Raw genomic sequence first — 26,213 nt, forward strand, 5'->3', positions numbered from 1 at the left:
TAAATCCATCACACATCATATATTTTAAAGGAGCTATTATGAATACCTTAAATCATATTACTAAAGTGAAAATTTATGAAATCCAAACATTTTTAGACATCCCTAGAAAACTTTCACCACTCGAAACCTTACATATTGCTTTTCAACCACACAATGTGAACCTTATTTATAACAATATGGGAAAAGACGAACAAACATACATCGAAAACTTGTTAAAGGATGCTTCATCAACTGTTAACGTTAATGAAGACATAAAGACTACTTGCAAATTAACAGATCAATTAGGATTCTTCTATAAAGAATCTACAGATGAATATATTATAGACCCTATCTATTTAAATAAGGTAAATGAATATGTTTTTACTGGACTCTATGAATATAAAGACTTAGATAATGATAACAAGCAATTGCTAAAAGAATTTAAAAAGCTAGATGAAAAAGTACGTTACAATATAGAACATACTAATTTAAAAGATTATTTAACAACTTTAAAAGCAAAAGATATTCAAAACATCTTAAAATTTTACGAATTTAAAAATACTTCAAAATTAAAAAAAGCTGATGCTGTGAAATTAATCAATGATACATTCTTTGAAAATAATGAATTGTTAGAACGTGTATTCAATCAATTTACAAATTCAACATTATTTATATTTCAATCTATATATGAAAACGACAAAAATTACACTTCCAATATAGATATCGCATCAACAGTTAATGACGTTCAAGAACTCACTTCACCATCACAGTTATTCAATTATTCATTTATATTCAACTACAATGCACGTTATAATATCGTTTCGATACCATATGACGCATTAGATTTTATAGATAAATATATTCAGTCAACTGGTGGCTTAGAATCGGTTATTGATGACCAAATTGAAAGAATCGGCACTCAAAAAGATAATATATTTGAATCACTAGCAGAACATTCATTAATCTCTGAAATTGAGGATGATTTAACTGGTTGGGATAGTTTAGGTGACTTTGATAGCTTAGCAGATTCTGAAGACAATTTTACTGAAAATGATATCATTGAGGCATTTGAGGAAAATAATCCAGATAATAAAGACGAGTTAGATAACAGTACATTAGAATCAGTTAACATAGAAAATTATATGGATCCAGAAATCCGTCAAAATCTAGTGCAAGAGCAATTGAAGCATTTTAAAAATGATCCTAAAAAACAACATTACGTTACACCTCTAAATATCTATATTGCAATCACAAATCTGTATGGTTATGCTTCTTTAGAGCGTGTGTCCTATTTGATGAAACATCTATATAATAAAGAGATGACTCAAAATAATATCAAAGATGAGATTAAAGATATGGATATCAGTCGTTTAGTCACTATTCAAAACGATATGCTATTACATCCTGTCATTCCTTTGTTAACAAATAGTAGTGATATTGATGACCCGTTTAAAGAGTTCTATGTACCAGACAATTTAGATGAACTGCTAACATATGTAAACAATGAATATTATGAACGCAATACCAAACTTAAACAGTTCATTAAATTCATTAGAAATAACATTAAAGCAAATGATGATATTGAAAAAGAAAAAGCCGTTCAGTATATACTATTTCATTTACGAATAGCACCCGATGAAGAACATGCTGTTGAAATGATGAACAATCTTATTAAAGAGGATAAGATTTTACCAGTACCGGATAAAACATTGAGCAAACAAATAGAAAAAGGTTGGACTCATCTAAGATTATGGAGTACACGTGGTTTTACAGTTCAAGAAATCTTGAATTCCACTAAATAATGAACGTACACAAAATGTTCATAGTTCATTATTTAATCAATGCTTAAACATTCAAATCATTTTTGATACGTGATACGCTATAATATATAATAAATTAAACACAATGAATATTGTACGAATAAAAGGAGTACCAAACCTAATGAAGAAAAGAGTCCTACTCACGTTAATCTTATCATTTGCACTTGTACTATCAGCTTGTGCCAATAAAAGTGAAGATGACAATGATCAAGATTCACATAGTAATGCTCATGCACCTAAAAATGCTAAGCAATTAAAAGAAAAAGATATTTTCACTTCTAACAAAAAGAATGCAACAATAAGTGAAGATGAAATGAACAAAGCACTTGAAAAATATTTACAAGTCAATAGCGATATTCTTGATAATAAGTACGTTATCCAACACCAATTAGATCGTCAAAGTGATAGCAGTAAAAAGATTACTAAAAAACAATCAGATCGTTTAAGTGAACTATCTAATTTGGCTGTTAAAAACGACTTACACTTCAAAAAATTCGTGAATAATAATAAAATTCCAAATGAATATAAAGATCCAACCAATCGTATTATCAAATATTTCAAAGCATTAAATAGTACTATTGCTGATGTCGATGAAGAGATTGAACAATTAAACTATCAACCTCAAAATTCAATCAATGTTGTTGATGTGCCAACTAACTATGCAGGCGATGTAAATAAAAAACAACAAGATAAAATCAAATCATTCTTGGATAAGAAAAATATCAAGACAGACGTTTTTGATAAATAGTAAATAAGCTTCTATTCGGTAAGTTTCATTATGAAAACTAATCGAGTAGAAGCTTTTTGTATGCTGTATTTATTTGGTTATACGCATTTATCGTAACATTGACATCATTACAATACTTAGTCACACTAATAAATGAGCAAAATTTTAAAAACAACATATATTTATAGGAGTGAGAACATGAAACGTCGCGTAATTTTTGTGATTATTGCAATTTTATCAACTGTTGCTACAATCATTATGTGCGCTAAGCATCCGACAGGCCCACATACAATAAGCTTAGATAAACCTGCAGAACTTTGGACTGCTATTGGTACTGTAGTTGCATTTGCGCTACCTGCACTTATTTTAAGTATTTTCAATCATCTTACTACTAGAATTATATCTAGCGTTCTACAAATTATTGCAATTGTACCTTGGTCTGGATTAGCTGTTGTCGCATTTATCCTAGAAGACTATTCAGTCGGTATTACTGCTGCAATTTCTGTTATTTTAATTATTATTAGTACGTTCGTTACTTTAATTGTGGGATCACCTAAACAGAAGAAACAAAATTCATAAAACAAGACACCCGGCTGTCTTAATTTATAAAAAAAGTGAAATGCGTTTGTATCATACACGCATTTCACCTTTTTATTATATTTCAATCAAATATGGCTTACAGTTTTCAACGTTAGCAGTTAATGCTTCGTCTTTTGTTAGTTGCTCTAAATAAACAAATAGACATCTAATAACAACTTGATGCGCTACAATAACAATCGCTTCTGCTTTTTTATCTACAATCGTATCGAAAAACATCGAAACTCTATCATAAACATCTTGATAACTTTCTCCTTCAGGTGCTTTTTGAGTAAAGCTATGGCGAAAATCTTTGTAATTATCGTCATTAAAATATTTATAAAAATGCTGATCTTCCGATACTTCTTTTTTAAATTTACCTTCAAACACACCTAATGATCTCTCTTTAAGTAAATCTGTAGAAGTCGTAGGAATATTGTATGGAAATATTGCTTCATATGTTTGCTGTGTTCTCAATAAACTCGACACGTACACATGATCAATCGCTTTATTCGCAAAGTAACCTACTAATGCTTGTGCACTTTCAGTTCCTTTTTCAGTTAATGGCACATTAAGTTGACCACAGAAATAAGGTTCTCCGTGCTTATTATCATAATTTGATTTAGATTCACCATGTCTTACTAAATATATTTTCACTTTAATTCCCACCCTAATTTGCTTAACTTGATTTACTTAATAATAAATTAATTGATAGACCAATCAAAATAATACCTACTGCATAATCAAAAATTGCTTTAATTTTCGGATTACTGAATAATAATTTAATATATTGGAATATGAATACACAAAATAAAAACCAACAACATACGACTAACACTACAGATAAGACTAAAATCGCCACTTGAGATGTCATATGTATATTTCCTTGTGATAAAAATTGAGGCAGTATACTCACGTAATAAAGTAATGCTTTAGGATTTAATATGGTACTTAAAAATCCTTGTCTATACGATGAAAGATATGAAACTTTGTTTAAATCTTGCTTTTGATCATTAAAAGACATAGACTGACGCGCTGACAAAATAGAACGAATACCTAAATAAATTAAGTAACACGCCCCAAATATTTTAATTAATAGAAAGACGTAATATAAACTTGTTAATATGTATATAATTCCGAAAATAGCTAAACTCGCATAAACAATATGACCAGTCGTAATGCCCAATGCAGCTAACATACCATTTCTTTTTCCAGAATGGACAGTATTCTTCATGACGATTAGAAAATCTGGTCCCGGTACGATAATCATTAATAGTGAAATTAAAATAAACGTTACAATACCTTCCATGATGAATCCCTCCATAATAGTATCCTATCAAGAGTCGCATAAACATACAACAAAACGAAAAATATTGAGAATAGACTAACAATTCATGTATATAAAATTAATAGAATTAAACATATTCAAATATGATTGCCTAATTAAAATTAAATGTGTACAACGAAAAAATATTAATAGAATTAAGTTGTTTTAATTGGTATTTTAATTTAATTCATGATACTATGTACATGTAGTTATTAAGTAACTACAAAGTCTTTTATATTCATGAACATAATACTCCTGGATGGCGTTACCCAGCGTCATCCTCTTTTTATGCAAAAATTTAAGTGGTATTGCAATTTTCATTTTATAAATTATTTAAAAACCATTTACTTTATTTATTAACTATCTTTTAGGGTACAAAATAAATGAGGAGGGTTTTTATGAAAACACTTATTATAATATTAGGCATACTAGTTATGTTGTCATGGAGTTACCTATTCTATGTATTTAAAAAGAAAGGTTATGGACAACAATCAATTAGAATTCAAAATATTATCCTTCTTTCTTGTCTTTTAACACTTCTAATGACCATTTTAGCAAGCATATACGTAGAATGATAAACTGATACTTACAATTCCAAAATAAAATGATATACAAAAATAGAGATGTCCTTATTTTCGAAGGTCATCTCTATAACTATATTTCAATTATTTTTTTCTTAAGGCTTTTAAGATTAAAGAAACTACAAAAATTAAAATAATTGAACCTAGTAATGCTGGGAAGATATAAATTCTACCTAATTCTGGACCCCAATGTCCAAAAATCATTGATCCAACCCAAGCACCAACGATACCAGCAATAACATTACCTAAAATACCTCCTGGGATATCTTTACCAAGAATTGCGCCTGCAATCCAACCGATAAGACCACCTACGATGATCATTCCTATTAGTCCAAACATGTATCTTCACTCCCTTCAATATGTAATTATTATATTGTCTACTTAAGGTGTATACCCCATATTCACTATTCGAAACGAATTTGGATAAAAATTTATTAAATTCAGTAAATAAATAGATATTTATTGATTGATTCTTATTAATCATTAGTTTAAAATTTTTAATTGCGATTAATTTAACAAAAATAAATAACTACTAACTAAATGGGATGGTTGTTAACATAATGATTATGGGAGGATGCATTATATGAAGAAAAATAAACTATCCTTTTTTAAAATATGCTTCGATGTGTTGAGTGCTATTTCAATTATTCTAATCCTATCTATTATTACACTTAACTTCTTTATCAAAGGTCATTTACACGGTCAGTTTGAAATCGGATTTCATGTGGAAAGCAAACAAATATATTTAATGACATTTTTAATTCTATTAATTATTTGTAGCAGCTTAACTTCATATATTATTGGCCATGTTAGTAAGAATAAATAGGAAAAAGCTATGGTTATGACATTTATTATCAAGTGTCTTAACCATAGCTTTTTTGATGATTTATATTTGACTTTATTCAGGAATAAATACTTCTGCTTCACTATCATTTGGATAGTAATATCCGTTTGGAATACATTGCAATTCTATCAATAAGTTCCATTCAGTTTTTAAATAAACACTACTACTATTTTCACTATCTTCATATCTAGAATTATCATGTTTTTCTGATAAAGGTATTGCTCCTGCTTCTACTGCTTGTTTGATTGCTACATCCATATCTTCTACAAAAATTGAAATATGATTAAAACCTAAATCCTCTAATCTTAAAGGTGATTTTTGATCACTATTTTGAATTTCAAACATTTCTATATTGGCGCCATTACCTATGACAATCATTCTTTGCTTTATAATTTCTGCTCCTTCTGATAAACCAAGCATTCTCTCAACCTCTTTACCCTTACGAGGTTCGTCATCATAAGTTAATCCATCATAAGCAACTTTTGCTCCAAATGCATTTTTTAAAAATTTTGTTGCTTCATCGATATTGGGAACAGTTAAACCTACATGATTAATACCTTTAATATTATCCATCAACAATACTCCTAACCGTATTTTTTATTAACTCGTTACTTCTAATAACAAGTTGTAACAAGCGATTTAATTTACTCTACTTACTTCCCCTATTTAATGGAGCATATTCATTGATAAGACTTTTAATAATATTAAGATATTGCTTACCTATCTTTTCTAAATCATTCGTACATTGCCTTATCTCTAGTTTTAAAAAACACAAAAATAACCCCGTAAGCCTATACTTACGGGGTTTGACAATAAATTATATATTATTGTTCTTCTTTAACATATGGTAATAAAGCCATATGACGTGCGCGTTTGATAGCAGCTGTCAACATACGTTGATATTTAGCTGAAGTACCAGTTACACGACGTGGTAAAATTTTACCGCGTTCTGAGATAAAACGTTTTAATAATTCAGTGTCTTTATAATCGATATGAGTAATACCATTTGCTGTGAAATAGCATACTTTTTTACGACGACGTCCGCCTCTTCTTGGTCCACCTGCCATGGTTAACTGCCTCCTTTTAATTTATTTTTTAATTAGTTATTTTTTAGAATGGTAAATCATCATCACTAATATCAATAGGTCCGTTTGCATTTGCAAATGGGTTATCTGATTGATTTGAATTAGATTTAGATGAATTGTTGTTATACGAAGTATTTTGTCCTGATTGTTGACCACCGAATCCTTGACCGTAGTCTTGGAATTCGTTGTTTTGTGAACGTTGGCCACCGCCGTTTTGTGAATTCTTAGGTTCAAGGAATTGAACACTGTCACAAACGACTTCAGTTACAAAGATACGACGACCTTCTTGATTTTCATAACTACGTGACTGTATGCGACCATCAACGCCAGCTAAACTACCTTTAGATAAGTAGTTATTTACATTTTCTGCTTGTCTTCTGAAAACAACACAGTTAATGAAATCTGCTTCGCGTTCCCCTTGAGCATTCGTGAAAGTACGATTAACTGCTAGAGTAAATGTCGCTACACTTACGCCTGAGGGAGTGGTTCTGTATTCTGGATCTTTCGTCAAACGACCTACTAATACAACTCTATTTATCATTTAAACGCCCCCGTCCAATTATTACTTATCTTGGTCTTCACGGATAACGATGTAACGAATGATATCGTCATTGATTTTAGCTAAACGTTGGAATTCGTCAGTAGCTCTATTGTTATCTGATTTGATACGTACGATGTTATAGAAACCTTCTTTGAAATCATTGATTTCATAAGCTAGGCGACGTTTACCCCAGTCTTTTACTTCTAAAACTTCTGATCCTTCTGAAGCTAAGATACCGTTAAAGCGTTCTACAACTGCTTTTTTCGCATCTTCTTCAATGTTTGGACGTACGATGTACATAATTTCATATGTTCTCATTGTATATTTGCACCTCCTTGTGGTCTATACGGCTTACCATCATTTTTGTGATAAGCAAGGAATAATTTTCATTACTCACAATCAAGAATTATAGCACAGAGTATTACTTTTTACAATCATATTTAATAATACATAGTCCTCAAAAATTATCATTAACTTAGTAACTGACAGTTATCCATTAATTTAGAATGTTCGCACACTTATTTTTGCATAAATTTTTTAATAACTTTTTATAAAAATAAACATTAATCTACATAGTAAAATCTATCGGTATATTGTGCAATTTTCATCATTGTAAATAGAATTTAATTGTAATAATATCATTGTTACGTTTTTAATTTAATTGCATTTAATTTTTATAAACAAAGGAGTACATATATGTTAAAGAAAGTATCATACTCGGTGTTAGCCGCATCGATGTTAACTACAATTTCAGGTATCAATTTATCATACGCTGACGAAAATTCAAAAAATACTGATGACAATAAAAATGAAAAAGGCACAATGGGTTATGGTTATCAACAATATATGAAAAAACATCCAGAAAAAGCTGAAAATAAAACACAAAATCGTTCTACTTTTTCAACTAAATCTCGTGCAGCAACAACAAATAATGGTGAGCGAGTATTAGATATTTCTGAATGGCAAGGTAATTTGACTGACGCTCAAGTCAAACAATTAAAGAAAAAGTATGACTTTATAATCATTCGAGGACAATACGGATCTGAATATGTCGATAAATGTTTACAACATAATTCTGAACTATTAGATAAGAACAATATGAAGTTTGGTGTTTATTCGTATAGTATGTATGAAAATGCTGACGATGCTCGCTACGAAGCGAAAATGTTATATAATCGTGCGCCAAAAGCTGAATTTTATGTTAATGACTACGAACAACAAACTGTTACTTCTGGCGATGCTAATACCGCCACAATAGCATGGGCTAACCAAATGAAAAAATTAGCTGGCGATAAAAAAGTTCTATTCTACTCTTATGAGAATTTTATGGTAAACAATGTGGCAAATGCCGTTAGTTCATACGATGGTTACTGGTTAGCGTCATATCAAGCTCAAGAACCAACTCGCGAAAAAGTACTTTGGCAATATACTGATAGCTTCTACTCACCAGAGTTAAACCAGAACGTAGATGCTAACTATGTAGATTCAAACGTAAACACAAACTGGTTTACATCGTAAATTTTTATAAAAAGCACTTCACAAATACGAACACTTGTTCTATAATAATGTTGAGGTGTTAAACATGAAATTGAATTTAGATTGGGATAAAGACTTTCAAGAGTTTCAAGATATATTAAATTGTGGTTTACACCCAGAATGGTTGTATAATGCTAAAGCAAATATGATTTTAGAGCCTGCCTATACTGGTGAAGGTAAACAATTTTTTAGAACAACAGATATTATTAAAGCAAGCGAAACTATTCCTTTCTTTTAAAATAAATTATCTTTAAATCAAGCAATGTAGTCTGTCACTAAGCAACTCCGACCTAGCACTACATTGCTTTTTTTAATATTAAAAAACTACTCTAGATATTCTAGAGTAGTTATAATCCCTATTATTTAACGTTTATACATTAAATCTGAAGTGGACAATGTCGCCATCTTGCATGATATAATCTTTACCTTCTAAGCGTTGTCTACCCGCTTCTTTAGCACCATGTTCTCCACCATGTTCAACGTAATCACTATAACTTGTTACTTCTGCACGAATGAAACCACGTTCGAAGTCAGTATGAATAATTCCGGCACATTGGGGTGCTGTCATTCCTTGTACGAATGTCCATGCACGTACTTCTTGTACACCAGCAGTGAAGTATGTTGATAATCCTAATAAATCATAAGTTGTACGAATTAAACGATCTAATCCTGGTTCTTCGATACCTAAATCTTCTAAGAACATTTCTTTATCTTCGTCATCTAATGTTGCTATTTCTTCTTCGATTTTCGCACTAATTACAATTACTTCAGAATCTTCTTGTGCAGCATAATCACGAATTGCTTTAACTTTATCGTTTTCTTCATCGCCAATTTCATCTTCACCAACATTAGCAATATATAACATTTTTTTAGATGTTAATAATTGTGCTTGGTTAACCCATTTTTGATCTTCATCATTGAATTCAATACTACGAACTGGTTTACCTTCTTCTAACGTTTCTTTGATTTTTGATAAAATGCGTAATTCCATTTCCGCTGTTTTATCTTTTTGTCGAGCCATTTTTTCAATCTTAGGTAAGCGTTTCTCTACTGATTCTAAATCTGCTAATACTAATTCCATGTTGATAACTTCAATGTCATCTAATGGATTTACTTGTCCAGAAACGTGAGTAACATTTTCATCATCAAACGCACGTACAACTTGGCAAATTGCATCTACTTCTCTAATGTGTGATAAGAATTTATTTCCTAGACCTTCACCTTTTGACGCACCTTTAACAATACCAGCAATATCCGTGAATTCGAATGTTGTCGGAATCGTTTTCTTAGGTTGAACCATTTCTTCTAATTTTAACAAACGTGAATCCGGAACTTCTACGATTCCTACGTTTGGATCAATTGTTGCGAATGGGTAGTTCGCCGCTAAAGCCCCCGCTTTAGTAATTGCATTAAAAAGTGTAGACTTCCCTACGTTTGGTAAACCTACAATACCTGCTGTTAAAGCCATTAATCATTCTCCTAACTTTCTGTATCTTGATTGGATACTAAAATTTTCTTTAATTTTTTATTAAACGTCTGACGTGGAATCATAATACTACGATGACAATTTTCACATTTAATTCTTATATCAGCGCCCATTCTTATGATTTTAAAACGATTTGTTCCACATGCATGTTGTTTTTTCATTTCTACTATATCATTTATTCCGTAATTTGACGTCATGAAATTACCTCCAATGATAACTAGCCACGTTTTTGCTCATCGTATGGGGCAAAAATAGGTTTAGGCATCTTAATATTTTCTCTAACAAATAATCGTTGTACTTCTTTTCTAATAATTCTTTCTCCAGATGCACCTTCGCCTGGTATTGTTTCAGCAGAAATTCTAATAGTAACTTTATTATTGTCTATAGAATCAATACCTTCTACTACTGGATCACTCACAAATAAGTAATACTTACTTCTAAGTGATTGGAATAATTTATTTAACTCTTTCTCAACGTGATCTAAATTTTCTTCTACTGAAACTGGTATAGCTACAATGGATGTACCATTAGTAATAGAAAAGTTAGTAATTTCACCCATACTACCATTTGGCAAGATTGTTAATTCACCAGAAATTGTATTAATACGCGTTGATCTAAGCCCGATAGATTTTACAGTTCCCTCAGCGACTGTAGTACCACCGCTATTAATTTTAACATAGTCACCAACATCAAATTGATTTTCAAATATAATAAAAAATCCAGTTATGATATCTTTAACTATTGTTTGCGCACCAAAACCAACTGCTAGTCCTACTACACCAGCACTAGCTATAATGCCTTCAACACTGATACCAAATTTACTTAAAATTGTAGTAATAACAATAAACCATACTATATATTTAACTACATTTTGTACGAGTGATATTAATGTATTGGAACGTTTTTTATTTCCTTTTTTACTTTTGTTTTGAATTTTAAATCCTTGTTCTATAACTTTGTTCAAAATACTTATTACAATAATAGCAGCTACAATATAAATCAAAATTGTAATAATTTTAATAGCTAAGTTTTCATATGTTTCTACTTTTGTAAGTGGTTCTAATAAAGAAGAAAGGATATGTTTGACCTGATTCATTGTGTAATTACCTCCTCATCTCAATCATTTCATAATTAAATCATTATATCTTAAAATCACGATTTTTTAATCGGTCTACGGTTTTATAAGCTACTAATATATTGCTGTTTATATTATTTTAATCATTACGATTACTCAAAATTTTGATTAAGTTGTTTAATTAACAACTTAAATTCTTCTTCTGATTTGAATTCAAATGTAATTTTTCCAACACTCTTTTTAGTTGATATATCAACTTTAGCACCATATTGTTCTTTTAGTTCTCTTTCTTGTTTTTGAATAAATTTAGGTTTGTTTAATTTAGGTTCGTCTGTATTTATCTTTGTGGAGTTTTGGTTTAAATAATCATTGATATAACTTTCTAAGTATCTTACGCTCCATGATTCTTTAGCTGCTTTTTTAGCTACTGTTTTCATTTTTTGAGGAGATTTTAAACCTAATAGTGTACGTCCATGGGCTCCAGATAACTCACCATTTCTCACCATCTTAGCAACATCAGTAGGAAGTTTTAATAACCGCAACATGTTAGCAATATATGGACGTGATTTAGCAAGTCGTTGAGCTACTTCTTGTTGTGTTATATTTAAATCTTCCATAAGTTTCTTATAACTTTCAGCTTCTTCAATCGCGTTTAAATCTTCTCGTTGTAAATTCTCAATGATGGCTAATTCCATCATATCTTCATCAGATAAATCTTTAACAATTGCAGGAATTTCAGTTAAACCTAATTGTTTAGATGCTCTAAAACGTCTCTCACCTACAACAATATAGTAACCTTGAACAGTTTTTCTTAAAACAATAGGTTGTAATACACCATGTTGTTTTATCGATTGTGCCAAATCATTTAATTTATACTCATCAAATGTTTTTCTCGGTTGATAAGGATTAGCTTTGATTAATGCTAATGAAACGGAATGTATATGTTCATCTTTGTTTAATTTTAATCTTTGATCTTCTTGATGAGCCATTTTTTCACATCTTTCTATATGAATTTAACGCTTTGATATTGATGTATATCGTATCTCTATTCATTTTAAAAATTTACATCTTTTTTCACAAGTAGTAATGATAACTTACAAGAAATTCTTTTCATATTGTTTAACTATGTCATCAGCGTAACATTAATATCAGAATTTATTTTTTAATCTAAATTTTCAGAAAAATTGTTGACAAATGATTCTACTATATGTAAGCTATGTATTAACAATTACAAAACGAAACATTTTACACACTATAAAAAGGAAAGTAAAACTTACACTGCTTATACAGAGAATCTTCACAAGCTGAGAGAAGATATTGAAAGAAAGTTTGAAAATGGCCTTGGAGTGTTGATGCCAATACGAGGTATCAACGGGTTCGCCCGTTATAGCGATACAGTATTAACATTTTGTTAAATGGCGTACTGGAATTTCTAGACGCACATTTTATCGTTAATACTCATTTCTTCAGTTTGAATTAATGAGTTTTTTTAATGATAATTTTGTGATTCTTATTATTTATCAGTGCCTCTTATTTTAGCAATATGGTGTACTGATAGAGGTTACTTTAGCAATAAAGTAGCAAACAAAGGTGGTACCACGAAACTAAAGCTTTCGTCCTTTACATCCGAATCTATCGGGTTTAAAGGACGGAAGCTTTTTTATTTTAATTAAGGAGGGTCTAGTAATGAAGGATACAGAACTAGCACAAATAGCTTTAACTAAAGATCATACAGGAGCTATCGCAAATCCAATATATTTATCAACTGCTTACCAACATCCTCAACTAGGTCAGTCAACAGGTTATGACTATACAAGAACTAAAAATCCTACTCGCTCAGCATTTGAAGAATCATTCGCCAAATTAGAGAAAGGTGTTGCATCATTTGCAACATCTAGTGGAATGGCTGCGATTCAATTAGTTTGTAATTTATTCAAACCAGGAGATGAAGTCTTAGTCGCTTTTGATTTATACGGAGGTACTTTTAGATTATTTGATTTCTATGAACAACAATATGGCGTGAAGTTTAAATACGTTGATTTTCTAAATTATGAAGAAGTTGAAAAGGCAATTACACCACAAACAAAAGCACTTTTCATTGAACCTATTTCAAATCCGCAAATGATAGATATTGATGTCACACCGTATTACGTATTAAGTAAACAACGTCATTTACTGACAATCATTGATAATACGTTTTTAACGCCATACCTATCAACACCATTAGAAGAAGGCGCTGATATTGTTTTACATTCAGCAACCAAATATATAGGCGGACACAATGATGTTTTAGCTGGTGTAGTAACAGTTAAAGATGAAAGTTTAGCTGAAGAACTAGGACAATTTCATAATATGATAGGTGCTACCCTTTCACCTTTAGACAGTTATTTATTACAAAGAGGGCTTAAAACACTACATCTTCGTATTGATCGTTCTCAAGAAAACGCTAAAAAGTTAGCTACTAAATGTCAGGAATTAGAAGCAATTGATGAAGTACTATATAGTGGTCGCACTGGAATGTTAAGTTTACGCCTCAATAAGGCGTTTAGCGTCCCTAAATTTTTGGAAAATTTAGATATTTGCATCTTTGCTGAAAGCTTAGGCGGTACTGAAACATTTATTACATTCCCCTATACCCAAACTCACGTTGACATGCCTGACGTAGAGAAAGATAAACGTGGTATCGATGAACAGTTAATTAGATTATCAGTCGGAATAGAAGATTATAACGATATTGAAGCAGATATTATTCAAGCTTTAGCGCATTCAAAATTAGGAGTGATTTCATGAATTTATCAATAGATACTGAAGTGATTTTTGATGAACGACGCGGAAAAGATTATATTTCAGCAAATCCACCTTACTATGATTCATCAACATTTCACCAAGATCAACTTGGTGGCAATCAACTATATGACTATGCAAGAAGTGGTAACCCAAACAGAACAATTTTAGAGGAAAAATTGGCACACTTAGAAAATGGAAAATATGGATATGCTTTTGCTTCTGGCATAGCAGCAATATCTGCAGTTTTACTTACTTTAAAAACTGGTGACCATGTCATATTACCTAATGATGTATATGGTGGTACTTTTCGCTTAACAGAAGATATTTTAAAACGATTTAATATCGAATTTACAACAGTAGACGCTACGCATTCAGAAAATATTAAAAAAGCTGTTCAACCTAATACAAAGTTAATTTATGTAGAAACACCATCTAACCCCTGTTTTAAAGTGACAGATATAAGAGCCGTTGCAAAAATAGCTAAAACACATCAATTATTACTAGCAGTTGACAATACATTTATGACACCACTAGGCCAATCTCCTCTAGAACTTGGTGCAGATATTGTCATTCATAGTGCAACTAAGTTTTTAGGTGGACATAGCGACCTACTTGCTGGTGCGGTCATCACTAATCGTGAAGATGTAGCTGACGCATTATATTTAATACAAAATGGTACTGGAAATGCCTTATCTTCATATGATAGTTGGACATTAGCCAAACATCTTAAAACATTTCCTGTCAGATTCAGACAATCTGTAGCAAATGCAGAACAACTAGTAACATTTTTAAGTCAAAGAAATGAAATATCAGAAGTATATTACCCAGGAAATAACAAAATACATCTCAAACAAGCTAAGACCGGTGGAGCGGTTATTGGCTTTAGGTTAAAAGATGAAACAAAAGCCCAAGCATTTGTAGATGCCCTTACTATCCCACTCGTGTCAGTTAGTTTAGGCGGTGTTGAGACGATATTATCTCATCCTGCCACCATGTCACATGCAGCAATACCAGAAAATATTAGAAACGAAAGAGGTATTACATTTGGATTATTCCGCTTAAGCGTAGGATTAGAAAATCCGGATGAACTCATTGCTGACATCAACTACGCTTTAAAGGAGGCATTTAATGAGTCAATTTCTGAAGAAATTACAGAACAACGTTTTAGTAGCTGACGGTGCAATGGGAACTATTCTTTATTCCGAAGGCTTGGACACCTGCCCTGAAGCTTATAACTTAACGCATCCTGAAAAGGTTGAACGTATCCATCGATCCTATATAGAAGCTGGCGCTGATGTTATTCAAACCAATACGTATGGAGCCAATTTTGAAAAGTTAAAAGTCTTTGGTTTAGAACATAAAGTTAAAGAAATTCACAAAGCCGCTGTCCAAATTGCTAAAAAAGCCGCAAACAATGACACTTTCATATTAGGAACAGTGGGTGGCTTTAGAGGTGTTAAACAAGATGAATTAAGTCTTTCAACAATTCAATATCACACGGAAAATCAAATAGATACTTTAGTAGATGAAGGTGTAGATGCCCTATTATTCGAAACTTATTATGATTTAGAAGAATTAACAGGCATTATCGTTTCTACTAAAAGAAAATATGACATTCCAATCGTAGCGCAATTGACCGCTTCAAATACAAATTATTTGGTAGATGGAACACCTATCAACGATGCGTTAAAACATCTTGTAGAATGTGGTGCAGATATTGTAGGACTCAATTGTCATCACGGTCCACATCATATGCAACGTTCATTTTCACATATTGAATTACCTAATAATGCTTTTCTTTCCTGCTATCCAAACGCAAGCTTATTAGATATTAAGAATAGTGAATTCAAATATAGTGATAACGCTCAATATTTTGGTGATATAGCTCAAGAATTAATTCACGAAGGTGTGAGATTAATAGGTGGTTGTTGTGGCACCACTCCTGAACATATTAATTACATTAAAACATCCGTGTCTAATTTAAAACCGGTCAATCATAAAAACGTTATACCAATTCATAAGAAAGTTAATCGCGAGAAAGATATTAGTTTCAAACAGTCTCTGACTTCAAAGGTGAAACAAGGACCTACAGTTATAGTCGAACTTGATACACCTAAACACTTAGACACTGAACAATTCTTTAATAATATTGGCAAACTAGATGATGCCGATATTGATGCTGTCACTCTAGCAGATAATTCATTAGCTACTGTCCGTGTTAGTAACATTGCTGCTGCAAGTATTATCAAACAACGATTCAACATTGAACCGCTAGTTCATATTACTTGTCGTGACCGAAATCTAATAGGCTTACAATCTCATCTATTAGGCCTGTCATTAATTGGCGTAAATGAAATTTTAGCCATTACAGGTGATCCTTCCAAAGTCGGTCATTTACCAGGAGCAACTAATGTCTATGATGTTAACTCAAAAGGTTTAACAGAAATCGCACTTCGCTTTAACCAAGGTATTAACACAGATGGTGATGCGCTGAAGAAACATACGAACTTTAACATCGCCGGAGCATTTGATCCGAATGTAAGAAAACTTGATGGAGCAGTTAAACGCCTTGAAAAGAAAGTAGCAAGTGGCATGAGCTATTTCATAACACAACCTGTATATAGTAAAGAAAAGATTAAACAGGTCTATGAAGCTACGAAACACTTAAACACACCTTTCTTTATAGGTATTATGCCAATCGCAAGTTATAACAATGCTCTATTTTTACACAACGAAGTACCTGGCATAAAAATGTCAGAAGATGTACTTAATCAATTCAAAGCAGTTAAAGATGATAAAGAAAAAACAAAAGAACTTAGCCTTAGACTTTCTAAGGAACTTATCGACACGGTACATGAATACTTTAATGGATTGTACATTATCACACCTTTTCAAAAGGTCGATTATTCATTAGAACTAGCAGCATATTCAAAATCTATTACCACTCATAAGGAGGCAATATTATGACAACAATTAAAACATCAAACTTAGGATTCCCGAGATTAGGTAGAAAAAGAGAATGGAAGAAAGCTATCGAGAGCTATTGGGCTCAAAAAATTGATAAACAAACTTTAGATCAAACACTCACTGACTTACACAAAGAGAACCTTTTACTACAAAAAAATTATAATTTAGACAGCATTCCTGTAGGTGATTTCTCTTTATATGACCATATCTTAGATACATCATTATTATTCAACATCATTCCTGAACGTTTCCAAGGCAGAGAAGTCAACGATGACTTGTTATTTGATATTGCACGTGGTAATAAAGAACATGTCGCAAGTGCCTTAATCAAATGGTTTAACACAAATTATCACTATATTGTACCTGAATGGGATAACGCAGAACCAAAAGTAAATCATAATGTATTATTAGAACGATTTAAATATGCACAATCAATTAATGTTAATGCGCACCCTGTTATTGTAGGACCGATTACCTTCGTAAAATTATCAAAAGGTGGTCACCAATCATTTGAAGAAAAAGTAAAAACGTTACTTCCATTATATAAAGAAGTACTACAATCACTTGTTGATGCTGGCGCTGAATATATCCAAGTTGATGAGCCAGTCTTGGTTACAGATGAAAGTGAAAGTTATGAAAGTATTACTAAAGAAGCCTATGATTATTTTGCAGAAGCAGGTTTAGGAGAAAAATTAGTTATTCAAACATATTTTGAACGTGTAAATCTTAAATTCTTAAGTTCATTACCAGTTGGTGGTTTAGGACTAGATTTCGTTCATGATCATGGATTCAACTTAGAACAAATTAAAGCTGGTGAATTTGATAAGAATAAAACTTTATACGCAGGTATTATCGATGGCCGAAACGTTTGGGCTGCTGATATCGAATCTAAAAAATCACTTATCGAAACATTGCAACAGTACGCACAAAATATTGTTATTCAACCATCATCTTCATTATTACACGTCCCTGTTTCATTAGATGACGAAACGCTAGATGAATCTATCGCTGAAGGTTTAAGCTTTGCGACTGAAAAATTAGATGAATTAGATGCTTTACGTCGTGTATTTAACGACAATGACACTACTAAATTTGATGAACTTAAATCTCGATATGAACGATTCCAAAGTCAGTCATTTAAAAACTTAGAGTATGATTTTGATAGTGTTCCAACACAACGTCAATCACCATTCTCACAACGTAAGCAAGCACAATACGAAAGATTGAACTTACCAGATTTACCAACAACTACTATCGGTTCATTCCCACAAACACGAGAAGTTCGTAAATTCCGTGCTGATTGGAAAAATAATCGTATTTCAGATGAAGCTTATAATGAGTTTTTAGAAAATGAAATTGCACGTTGGATTAAAATTCAAGAAGATATTGGACTTGATGTACTTGTACATGGTGAATTCGAACGAAATGACATGGTTGAATTCTTTGGCGAAAAATTACAAGGATTTTTAGTTACTAAATTTGGTTGGGTTCAATCATATGGTTCACGTGCTGTAAAACCACCTGTTATTTATGGTGATGTTAAATGGACTGAACCATTAACAGTCAAAGAAACCGTTTATGCTCAAAGTTTAACTGATAAGCCGGTTAAAGGTATGCTTACTGGTCCAGTTACAATTTTAAACTGGTCATTTGAACGTGTAGATATCCCACGCAAAACAGTACAAGATCAAATCGCCCTAGCTATTGATGCTGAAGTATTAGCATTAGAAGAAAATGGTATTAAAGTAATCCAAGTAGACGAACCAGCCCTACGAGAAGGTTTACCGCTTCGTTCTGAATACCATGAACAATATCTTAAAGATGCCGTACATTCATTTAAATTAGCAACATCATCCGTCAAAGATGAAACACAAATTCATACGCATATGTGTTATTCTCAATTTGGTCAAATCATCCATGCAATCCATGATTTAGATGCAGACGTGATTTCTATTGAAACATCTCGTAGTCATGGTGATTTGATTAAAGACTTTGAAGATATCAATTATGACTTAGGTATTGGATTAGGGGTATATGATATCCATAGCCCTCGTATCCCTACAGAAAATGAAATTACCACTGCTATTAATCGTTCTTTACAACAAATTGATCGCTCATTATTCTGGGTAAACCCAGACTGCGGATTAAAAACACGTAAAGAAGATGAAGTTAAAGAAGCATTAACTGTACTAGTTAACGCTGTTAGAAAGAAACGTGAAGAAAATAATGCTACAACAGCATAAAATAAATTAAGGGTGATGCTTATGACAAACTATCCTTTATGGGATCAATTAAATCAATTGAAAGAATCAACATGGGTCGATTTAACACATACTTTCGACCCTGATATTCCAAGGTTCAGTGATTTTGAAAAAGGTGAAGTATCTACATTATTTACAGTTAAAGAACATGGTTTCTATGTGCAAAGATGGAATATTGTAACCCAATATGGTACACACATTGATGCACCTATTCATTTTGTTGAAAATCAAAGATATCTTGAAGAATTAGATTTAAAAGAATTAGTATTACCATTGATTGTCTTGAATTTTTCAAAAGAAGTTGCAGAAAACCCAGATTTTATTGTAACTCGCAAACATTTAGAACAGTGGGAAGCTGAAAATGGTCAAATTGAAGACGGCACATTTGTTGCACTGCGCACAGATTGGTCTAAACGTTGGCCAGATATCGAAGCATTTGAAAACAAAGATGAAGATGGTAACCAGCATTTACCTGGTTGGGGATTAGACGCACTCAAGTTCTTAATTGAAGAACGTCATATTAAATCAGTTGGTCATGAAACATTTGATACTGATGCTTCAGTTGATATTGCTAAAAACGGCGATATTGTAGGAGAACGATATGTTTTAGGGAAAGATACATTCCAAGTCGAATTATTAACTAACCTAGATCAATTACCTACACGTGGTGCCGTCATTTATGCAATCAGCCCTAAACCTAAAGACGCACCTGGTTTCCCAGTTCGCGCATTTGCGATAAAGCCCTAGTAAGTATAGAGCCCCCCTATTCTGTACTTGAGCGTTGACACATATCCAAAATAACGATAAAACACTCCCTAATATAAATCATGCAACGGGTAACGTACTATTTAAAGTGCGCTCTACCCGTTGCATTTATAATTACATCATTTTATGTAGTCTTTTACTTTTCATTGCCATTAAAAACTTTGCTAATACTTATTAAAATAAGGATAGTTACTATTCCACCTATGATCATAGGTAACAAGGTAAAACCTCCTTTAAAAATAAATATGTATATTAATCATCTTTCAATGAAGTTGTGTCTACTTTAGATACATTACCGTTTTCATCTAATAAAGGTGTAATGCCACCGCCTGTACTAACCCATGTCGCAAGATATTGAATGCCCGTATCTTTATCAGTTAATACATAACAACGTACATTTGAGTTCTTAGAGACATTTTCTACATTAAAGCGATTATCATTCTTTTTGTTATTAAACATCAATTAAAGCCTCCTTTATTATCAATCTCTAATTATCTATTTCACTAAACTATTATTTGAAACGTATAATTTGGTTGCCATTAAGAAAAGTAGCATATGCTATGAACAAGCCACTATGATAAGTGGCTGCATCGTTGCTTTGTTTACGCATTGGCTACGTAAGCGCAATGATAAATAGGCGATTTTAGCCACACTAAAAAATCCCCTAACTATAGGCGTAGTTAGGGGATTTGGTGCATATTTGAATGAAATATTTGTTAATAATATAGTAACATAATACACCATGAAATGCAACACAATTATGTGTGTAGTAACTGAATCCCTCTATTTCCCTTAGATTCCATCTACATATTCACGTATTTTCTTAAGTGCATATTCAATATTTTCCTTGGATTCATAAGCAAATGATAGACTAATAGCATTCATATATCGACTAAATATTCAAAAGAAAGTATTTAATTAAAAGCCAAACTGGAATCCCCTTTTAATCAAGTTAAATTGACTAGACAAAAATCATTAACCTTTTCAGATTCTTTTCCAAAACATCATAAAATTTTGTTACTATAAATTTAAACGAATTGGTAATTTTATTTAAGAATGCTAATTGGAGTTGATAATATGAGTACTATTAATAAAGATGAGAAAAACACAAATATAAACAAATTATCCTTTTACTTGAATATAGCTAGTGGGACATTGATTATTATAGGTATATTAATATTTATCCTTCGTATCATATTGGATACTATGTATGGAGGTTCTCCTTTTAAATCAGTAGAGAGCATCTTTATTGTTGCCGGATTATTAATATCAATTGTGGCATATGCTTTAGAGAAAAACTGGAAAGAAGTCATCATATCTATTATTGTTACTCTATTCGTCATATTCATTCTATTCACATAAATTAACAAGCACTCAACTACGAGTGCTTGTTTTATTTTGAGAAATAATAGAACTCATATTAATCACTTTAACCATAAATCCCTCTCTCTCAATTATTACAACTTTCTGTAATGTTAATGCGCATTCAATAAAGCCAAAATATTAAATTAATATAGTAAACATCTACACTTCACGTTTTGTTACAGCAAGTAATATTGGAAAGTCTTTTGTTACGGAGATGTGCAACTGAGTTGAATTTCAATTACGAAAACGTAACATCACCCATAACCTCAAATTCTTCTGTTAGAGTATACCTTGTCGTTGGGAGCGACGAAAAAATATAAATAAAACTGACGGTGTATTCTACCTATCGCTACTTCAATTAATGGTAGAATCACAAATTTTTGGAAGGACTTATTTATTATGAAAAAAATCGTTACAATTTCAACTCTAACAGCAGGCATCGGTGTAGCAGCAATAGGAATAAATGCTAATCATGCAGACGCTGCAGAATATAATCACCATCAAGCACCTCAACAACAAGGTCAATTTAATCAACAAGGACCTAGAGGGTTTAATGGACAATTTAATCAACAAAATCATCAAAATTATAATCAAATGAATGGTCAATGGCATCCGCAATATAATCATCAATCTAGCGGTTATAAACAACCTCAGTTTAAACAACAATCATTCAATCATAATAACAACACATCAAATTCAACATCAGTAAGTAATAGTTCGTCATCAAGTTCAAGCAGCTCTAGCTCATCATCAAGTAGTTCATCTACAACTACATCAACTTCAAAACAAACAACATCATCTACATCTGGTAACTTATACACTGCTGGACAATGTACTTGGTACGTTTATGATAGAACTGGTGGAAAAATCCCTAGTACATGGGGCAATGCGAACAACTGGGCAAGTGCAGCACAATCTTCTGGTTATACTGTAGACAATAGTCCTGAAAAAGGTTCTATCCTACAAACATCTGAAGGTACTTATGGTCACGTGGCTTATGTAGAAAGTGTCGGTAGTGATGGATCCGTTACTGTTTCTGAAATGAACTATTCAGGCGGACCTTATGTAACAGACACTCGTACGATTTCAGCTAGCCAAGCTAAATCTTACAATTATATCCACTTATAAAAGTTTGAATTCGACATATGTTTTTAATAACTGAAAATGTTTAACTGTTTATCTTATAAATAAAAAGAGATTAAAAATGCGATAAATATCCAAAAAACACCCCTGCTAGCCATATGGTTAACAGGGGTGTTTAGTGTATTTAAATTTATAATATTTATCCATACAAATGCACCCCGTAAAGTTAGATTTTAGTCCAACCTTTGGGATGCAACATTATCTCACTTCTTAAATTTCTACGTCTTCTTCTATATTGGCTTCAAATTCATCAAGCAGTTCACGTGCTTCGGCTATCGATTTTGTCTCCATCAATTGGTGCCTCAACTGACTAGCGCCTTTGATACCTCTTACGTATATTTTGAAGAATCTACGTAAGCTTTTGAATTGTTTGGCTTCATCTTTATCATATTTTTGGAATAATGATAAATGTAGTCTTAACAATCCTAATAATTCTTTACTCGTATGTTCACGTGGTTCTTTTTCAAAGGCAAATGGATTGTGGAAAATACCTCTACCAATCATGACACCATCAACGCCATATTTTTCAGCAAGTTCAAGACCTGTTTGTCTGTCTGGAATATCACCATTAATTGTTAATAATGTATTCGGTGCAATTTCATTTCGCAATTGTTTAATGGCTTCGATGAGTTCCCAGTGTGCGTCGACTTTACTCATTTCTTTACGTGTACGAAGATGGATAGAAAGATTTGCGATGTCTTGTTCGAAGACGTGTCTCAACCAATCTCTCCATTCATCAATTTCATAATAACCTAATCTCGTTTTAACACTTACAGGTAATCCGCCTTCTTTAGTCGCTTGAATAATTTCAGCCGCAACTTCAGGTCTTAAAATTAAGCCAGATCCTTTACCTTTTTTAGCAACGTTTGCTACAGGGCAACCCATATTTAAATCAATACCTTTAAAGCCCATCTCTGCTAAACGGACACTTGTTTCGCGGAATTGCTCGGGTTTATCTCCCCATATATGTGCAACCATAGGCTGTTCATCTTCACTAAATGTTAAGCGTCCACGAACACTATGCACGCCTTCAGGATGACAAAAACTCTCTGTGTTTGTAAATTCAGTGAAAAACACATCCGGTCTAGCCGCTTCACTCACGACATGACGAAAGACGATATCCGTCACATCTTCCATAGGAGCTAAAATGAAAAACGGACGTGGTAGTTCACTCCAAAAATTTTCCTTCATAATATATTTAAACCTTCTTATCTATTAGTATCTCGTATTTTTATGCATGATGATATTACCACAAATCATGAACTTATACAAAAGGAATTTAGACAAGTCACCCACTTGATCCAAGTATGTCTAAGGGTAGTCTAAAAATAATATGATTATAAAACAAATGTCTACTCTATTCTATTATTAGTTATACAATTTAACATTTAAAGGCTAATATTCTTATTTCTGAATGCCTATTTTTTTGATCGTAGTTTAAATATCCTTCAAATAAGTTAACCCCTTGATTTTGTAAATAAAACTATATACTTCAACCAATAATATAGACATTTAATGACAATTATTTTGTATTGTCTAAATACTAAGAATTATTTTAAAAATATTATTTTTTTTATTTAGTAGCCTATGTTATTATTTAGTTGCAATATTCAAAAAATTATAGATGGGAGATATTTTTATGAAAACAACTAAAATTTTAGGGGCAACAACTTTAGCAGGAGCATTATTATTTACAGGGGTCGGCGCTACTCATTCAAATGAAGCACACGCTGACACACAAAAGGTTACTTTACCTACACCTGATCAATGGCAAAAACAACATGACCGTTTACTAGAATCACGTCTTGCTGGTCATGGTGGAGAAGGTCGCGGACCTGGTGCAGTAAATAGCTATGACAATAGTTATAATGAGTACGTTCAACATAATTTAGATTATGAAAAGAAATACGGAATGGTTCATTTTGTAATACCTTCAGAAGGTAAAGCTTATTTAAACGGTCAAGATACACAAGGTAATGATCAATCATCTCAAGCTACTGACAATACTGTAGCTGCTCAAAACAACGGACAACAAGCTCAAGCTACTGATAACACAGTAACTCAAGCCAATACTCAAGCACAATCTGAAGCTCAAGCTTTACCAGAAACTGGTGAAACATCTAACACAACTTTAGTTACTATGATTGCAGCAGTAATGTTAGCAGCAGGTGCTTTATTAACATTCAAACGCTTTTCTAAAAATAATAAATAAGTTCATATAGATTAATTTAGAGTACAAAGCATTACTTTGTACTCTTTTTATCCCTGTTCTTTATGTTTTTCATAGTTCATCTGCCATTTTTGGGCGCTAATTTATCTCTTAATATTAAACAAATAATCATTAAAATAATAAAAGGATGTTTTTTATAGTGAAAAGAATTTTAGTAAGTATATTAGGCGCAACATTATTATTAACAGCTTGTAGTACATCACATCAAGACAACGGTCAGTCTAACTCAAGTCACAAAACGAAATCAGACAAACATCAAACTAACGATAGTTCACATCATTCAACTAAAAGTGTTCAACTTAAAGAACTGTTGGACAATCCAAAAGAACAATTAATCGTTACTTTAAAAAATGATAGTGTCCCAAATGAAAAAATATCTAATAATGATTTGATCAAACATCCAAAAGATAGTTTGAAAAAATTCAGTATCACTAATATTGGCTATATTAAAGACGGACAAGGTTACAATTATAGCGACAAAATCAATGATCAAGTAAGTTTTGATCAACTCGTTAGTACTGATGTTTCAGATATTGACCGTAAATTAACTAAGCTAACAGAATATGAGATGAATCATGGCATTAATGATGACCAAAATAAAGTCAACATTAAATACGAGCCTTCTGATTTGAAAACTATTTTATACACTAAAAAAGGTGACGCTCTCAAAGAAGACGTGCAATTAGCCGATTATCAAAGAGAAATGGATATGAGTGGTGACATTAGTGAAGAAAAAACAGATTGGCTATCTAACCATAACAAAATTGATGAAGATGGCTTAAAAAGTAACTTCCCTCAATCGTCAGACTACGAAATCGAGCCATTTGAATATAAAGGTAAAACATTTGCCGGATTTGCGAAATTAACGAGTGATGTTGATAATGACAATCAACCTAAAATTGATCAATATATTTCAGAATTAACATTAGTTGAAGTACCAAAAAATACTAAAGTCACTAAAGATGACAAAGATGACGTAACTAAAGTCATTGATTATAACGATACCGATTCTGGCAAACAAGAGAAAGACAAAGAAGATCATTCATTCGACAATTTATAAACTTCTATGTATAGGCACCATTAATCACTGTATTTATGGTGTCTTTCATTTTATAAAT

The 26,213-nt window shown here is 32.0% G+C and carries 28 protein-coding genes and 1 other annotated feature; of the genes, 15 read left to right on the forward strand and 13 right to left on the reverse strand.

All coding sequences use genetic code 11. From position 1 onward, the window contains the following. Positions 1-38: 38 nt before the first annotated feature. The 3 genes from N524_RS0111615 to N524_RS0111625 all read left to right on the forward strand — a co-directional run bounded on the left by N524_RS0111615 (position 39) and on the right by N524_RS0111625 (position 3,105). The gene (locus N524_RS0111615) at positions 39-1,781 is read left to right on the forward strand and encodes a hypothetical protein (RefSeq protein WP_029056589.1); all 1,743 of its coding nucleotides are present in this window, start codon (positions 39-41) and stop codon (positions 1,779-1,781) included. A 139-nt stretch (positions 1,782-1,920) separates the two neighbouring features. After that, a complete protein-coding gene (locus N524_RS0111620; protein WP_017638451.1) occupies positions 1,921-2,547 on the forward strand; it encodes an NDxxF motif lipoprotein in 627 nt (208 codons plus the stop codon). Between the two features lie 177 nt (positions 2,548-2,724). After that, complete coding sequence (locus N524_RS0111625) at positions 2,725-3,105, forward strand: hypothetical protein (protein WP_029056590.1); 381 nt, start codon at positions 2,725-2,727, stop codon at positions 3,103-3,105. Between the two features lie 75 nt (positions 3,106-3,180). Here N524_RS0111625 and N524_RS0111630 read toward each other — a convergent pair whose 3' ends face one another. The 7 genes from N524_RS0111630 to rpsF form a co-directional block, all read right to left on the reverse strand. Then, a complete protein-coding gene (locus N524_RS0111630; protein WP_029056591.1) occupies positions 3,181-3,759 on the reverse strand; it encodes a histidine phosphatase family protein in 579 nt (192 codons plus the stop codon). 22 nt (positions 3,760-3,781) lie between these two features. Further along, complete coding sequence (locus N524_RS0111635) at positions 3,782-4,411, reverse strand: LysE family translocator (RefSeq protein ID WP_029056592.1); 630 nt, start codon at positions 4,409-4,411, stop codon at positions 3,782-3,784. A gap of 683 nt (positions 4,412-5,094) precedes the next feature. Further along, positions 5,095-5,349: a GlsB/YeaQ/YmgE family stress response membrane protein gene (locus tag N524_RS0111645; protein WP_017637491.1), complete on the reverse strand. Its 255-nt coding sequence runs from the start codon at positions 5,347-5,349 to the stop codon at positions 5,095-5,097. Positions 5,350-5,908: 559 nt separating this feature from the next. After that, positions 5,909-6,427 (reverse strand): VOC family protein, encoded by a 519-nt coding sequence (locus tag N524_RS0111655; RefSeq protein WP_029056593.1) that lies wholly within the window; start codon positions 6,425-6,427, stop codon positions 5,909-5,911. Between the two features lie 251 nt (positions 6,428-6,678). Then, positions 6,679-6,921, reverse strand: coding sequence for a 30S ribosomal protein S18 (gene rpsR / locus N524_RS0111660; protein WP_002451519.1), 243 nt, complete (start codon positions 6,919-6,921; stop codon positions 6,679-6,681). A 43-nt stretch (positions 6,922-6,964) separates the two neighbouring features. Then, on the reverse strand, positions 6,965-7,480 hold the full coding sequence (gene ssb, locus N524_RS0111665; protein WP_017637494.1) for a single-stranded DNA-binding protein: 516 nt from the start codon (positions 7,478-7,480) through the stop codon (positions 6,965-6,967). Positions 7,481-7,501: 21 nt separating this feature from the next. Next, the gene (rpsF, locus tag N524_RS0111670; RefSeq protein ID WP_017637495.1) at positions 7,502-7,798 is read right to left on the reverse strand and encodes a 30S ribosomal protein S6; all 297 of its coding nucleotides are present in this window, start codon (positions 7,796-7,798) and stop codon (positions 7,502-7,504) included. 378 nt (positions 7,799-8,176) lie between these two features. On the opposite strand from rpsF, the gene N524_RS0111675 reads away from it, so the two are divergent. Together N524_RS0111675 and N524_RS0111680 are read left to right on the forward strand one after the other, a co-directional pair. Next, on the forward strand, positions 8,177-8,998 hold the full coding sequence (locus N524_RS0111675; protein WP_017637496.1) for a GH25 family lysozyme: 822 nt from the start codon (positions 8,177-8,179) through the stop codon (positions 8,996-8,998). Positions 8,999-9,062: 64 nt separating this feature from the next. Continuing rightward, a complete protein-coding gene (locus N524_RS0111680; protein ID WP_017637497.1) occupies positions 9,063-9,254 on the forward strand; it encodes a hypothetical protein in 192 nt (63 codons plus the stop codon). Between the two features lie 132 nt (positions 9,255-9,386). Here the strand turns inward: N524_RS0111680 and ychF are convergent, their stop codons facing one another. From ychF to N524_RS0111700, 4 genes are all read right to left on the reverse strand, one after another. Beyond that, positions 9,387-10,484, reverse strand: coding sequence for a redox-regulated ATPase YchF (gene ychF, locus N524_RS0111685; protein WP_029056594.1), 1,098 nt, complete (start codon positions 10,482-10,484; stop codon positions 9,387-9,389). Between the two features lie 11 nt (positions 10,485-10,495). Further along, complete coding sequence (locus N524_RS0111690) at positions 10,496-10,699, reverse strand: DUF951 domain-containing protein (protein WP_017637499.1); 204 nt, start codon at positions 10,697-10,699, stop codon at positions 10,496-10,498. 20 nt (positions 10,700-10,719) lie between these two features. Next, positions 10,720-11,598 carry a mechanosensitive ion channel family protein gene (locus N524_RS0111695; protein ID WP_029056595.1) on the reverse strand — a complete coding sequence of 293 codons (879 nt, stop codon included), beginning with the start codon at positions 11,596-11,598 and terminating at the stop codon, positions 10,720-10,722. Positions 11,599-11,729: 131 nt separating this feature from the next. Next, a complete protein-coding gene (locus N524_RS0111700; protein ID WP_029056596.1) occupies positions 11,730-12,566 on the reverse strand; it encodes a ParB/RepB/Spo0J family partition protein in 837 nt (278 codons plus the stop codon). Positions 12,567-12,822: 256 nt separating this feature from the next. Further along, positions 12,823-13,201 (forward strand) — a binding site (T-box leader). A 62-nt stretch (positions 13,202-13,263) separates the two neighbouring features. Here N524_RS0111700 and N524_RS0111705 point away from each other — a divergent pair. Genes N524_RS0111705 through N524_RS0111725 form a run of 5 tightly spaced genes read left to right on the forward strand, consistent with a single transcriptional unit; the run spans position 13,264 to position 20,339 of the window. Beyond that, positions 13,264-14,367: a PLP-dependent transferase gene (locus N524_RS0111705; RefSeq protein WP_029056597.1), complete on the forward strand. Its 1,104-nt coding sequence runs from the start codon at positions 13,264-13,266 to the stop codon at positions 14,365-14,367. Next, positions 14,364-15,539, forward strand: a complete 1,176-nt coding sequence (gene metC / locus N524_RS0111710; protein ID WP_029056598.1) for a cystathionine beta-lyase MetC — start codon at positions 14,364-14,366, stop codon at positions 15,537-15,539. Before N524_RS0111705 ends, metC begins: the two co-directional genes overlap by 4 nt. Next, positions 15,493-17,331: a bifunctional homocysteine S-methyltransferase/methylenetetrahydrofolate reductase gene (locus tag N524_RS0111715; RefSeq protein WP_029056599.1), complete on the forward strand. Its 1,839-nt coding sequence runs from the start codon at positions 15,493-15,495 to the stop codon at positions 17,329-17,331. The genes metC and N524_RS0111715 overlap by 47 nt, the downstream gene beginning before the upstream one ends. After that, the gene (gene metE, locus N524_RS0111720; RefSeq protein ID WP_029056600.1) at positions 17,328-19,574 is read left to right on the forward strand and encodes a 5-methyltetrahydropteroyltriglutamate--homocysteine S-methyltransferase; all 2,247 of its coding nucleotides are present in this window, start codon (positions 17,328-17,330) and stop codon (positions 19,572-19,574) included. Before N524_RS0111715 ends, metE begins: the two co-directional genes overlap by 4 nt. Positions 19,575-19,595: 21 nt before the next feature. After that, positions 19,596-20,339, forward strand: coding sequence for a cyclase family protein (locus N524_RS0111725; RefSeq protein WP_029056601.1), 744 nt, complete (start codon positions 19,596-19,598; stop codon positions 20,337-20,339). A 270-nt stretch (positions 20,340-20,609) separates the two neighbouring features. On the opposite strand, the gene N524_RS0111735 is transcribed toward N524_RS0111725, so the two are convergent. Then, the gene (locus N524_RS0111735) at positions 20,610-20,816 is read right to left on the reverse strand and encodes a DUF6440 family protein (RefSeq protein WP_017637506.1); all 207 of its coding nucleotides are present in this window, start codon (positions 20,814-20,816) and stop codon (positions 20,610-20,612) included. A 94-nt stretch (positions 20,817-20,910) separates the two neighbouring features. Between N524_RS0111735 and N524_RS13520 the strand changes: the two genes are divergently transcribed. From N524_RS13520 to N524_RS0111745, 3 genes are all read left to right on the forward strand, one after another. Then, positions 20,911-20,994, forward strand: a complete 84-nt coding sequence (locus N524_RS13520) for a type I toxin-antitoxin system Fst family toxin (RefSeq protein WP_225880645.1) — start codon at positions 20,911-20,913, stop codon at positions 20,992-20,994. A 440-nt stretch (positions 20,995-21,434) separates the two neighbouring features. After that, positions 21,435-21,719 (forward strand): hypothetical protein, encoded by a 285-nt coding sequence (locus N524_RS12955; protein ID WP_123186392.1) that lies wholly within the window; start codon positions 21,435-21,437, stop codon positions 21,717-21,719. 402 nt (positions 21,720-22,121) lie between these two features. Beyond that, complete coding sequence (locus N524_RS0111745; RefSeq protein ID WP_029056602.1) at positions 22,122-22,850, forward strand: CHAP domain-containing protein; 729 nt, start codon at positions 22,122-22,124, stop codon at positions 22,848-22,850. A 225-nt stretch (positions 22,851-23,075) separates the two neighbouring features. Here N524_RS0111745 and N524_RS0111750 read toward each other — a convergent pair whose 3' ends face one another. Then, positions 23,076-24,056: a tRNA dihydrouridine synthase gene (locus N524_RS0111750; RefSeq protein ID WP_029056603.1), complete on the reverse strand. Its 981-nt coding sequence runs from the start codon at positions 24,054-24,056 to the stop codon at positions 23,076-23,078. Positions 24,057-24,504: 448 nt separating this feature from the next. On the opposite strand from N524_RS0111750, the gene N524_RS0111755 reads away from it, so the two are divergent. Next, positions 24,505-25,077 carry an LPXTG cell wall anchor domain-containing protein gene (locus tag N524_RS0111755; RefSeq protein ID WP_029056604.1) on the forward strand — a complete coding sequence of 191 codons (573 nt, stop codon included), beginning with the start codon at positions 24,505-24,507 and terminating at the stop codon, positions 25,075-25,077. Positions 25,078-25,234: 157 nt separating this feature from the next. Next, the gene (locus tag N524_RS0111760; protein WP_029056605.1) at positions 25,235-26,155 is read left to right on the forward strand and encodes a membrane lipoprotein lipid attachment site-containing protein; all 921 of its coding nucleotides are present in this window, start codon (positions 25,235-25,237) and stop codon (positions 26,153-26,155) included. Positions 26,156-26,213: the final 58 nt, after the last annotated feature.

Origin of the sequence: Staphylococcus sp. URHA0057 (assembly GCF_000620265.1) — a bacterium.
Lineage (GTDB): Bacteria > Bacillota > Bacilli > Staphylococcales > Staphylococcaceae > Staphylococcus > Staphylococcus pasteuri.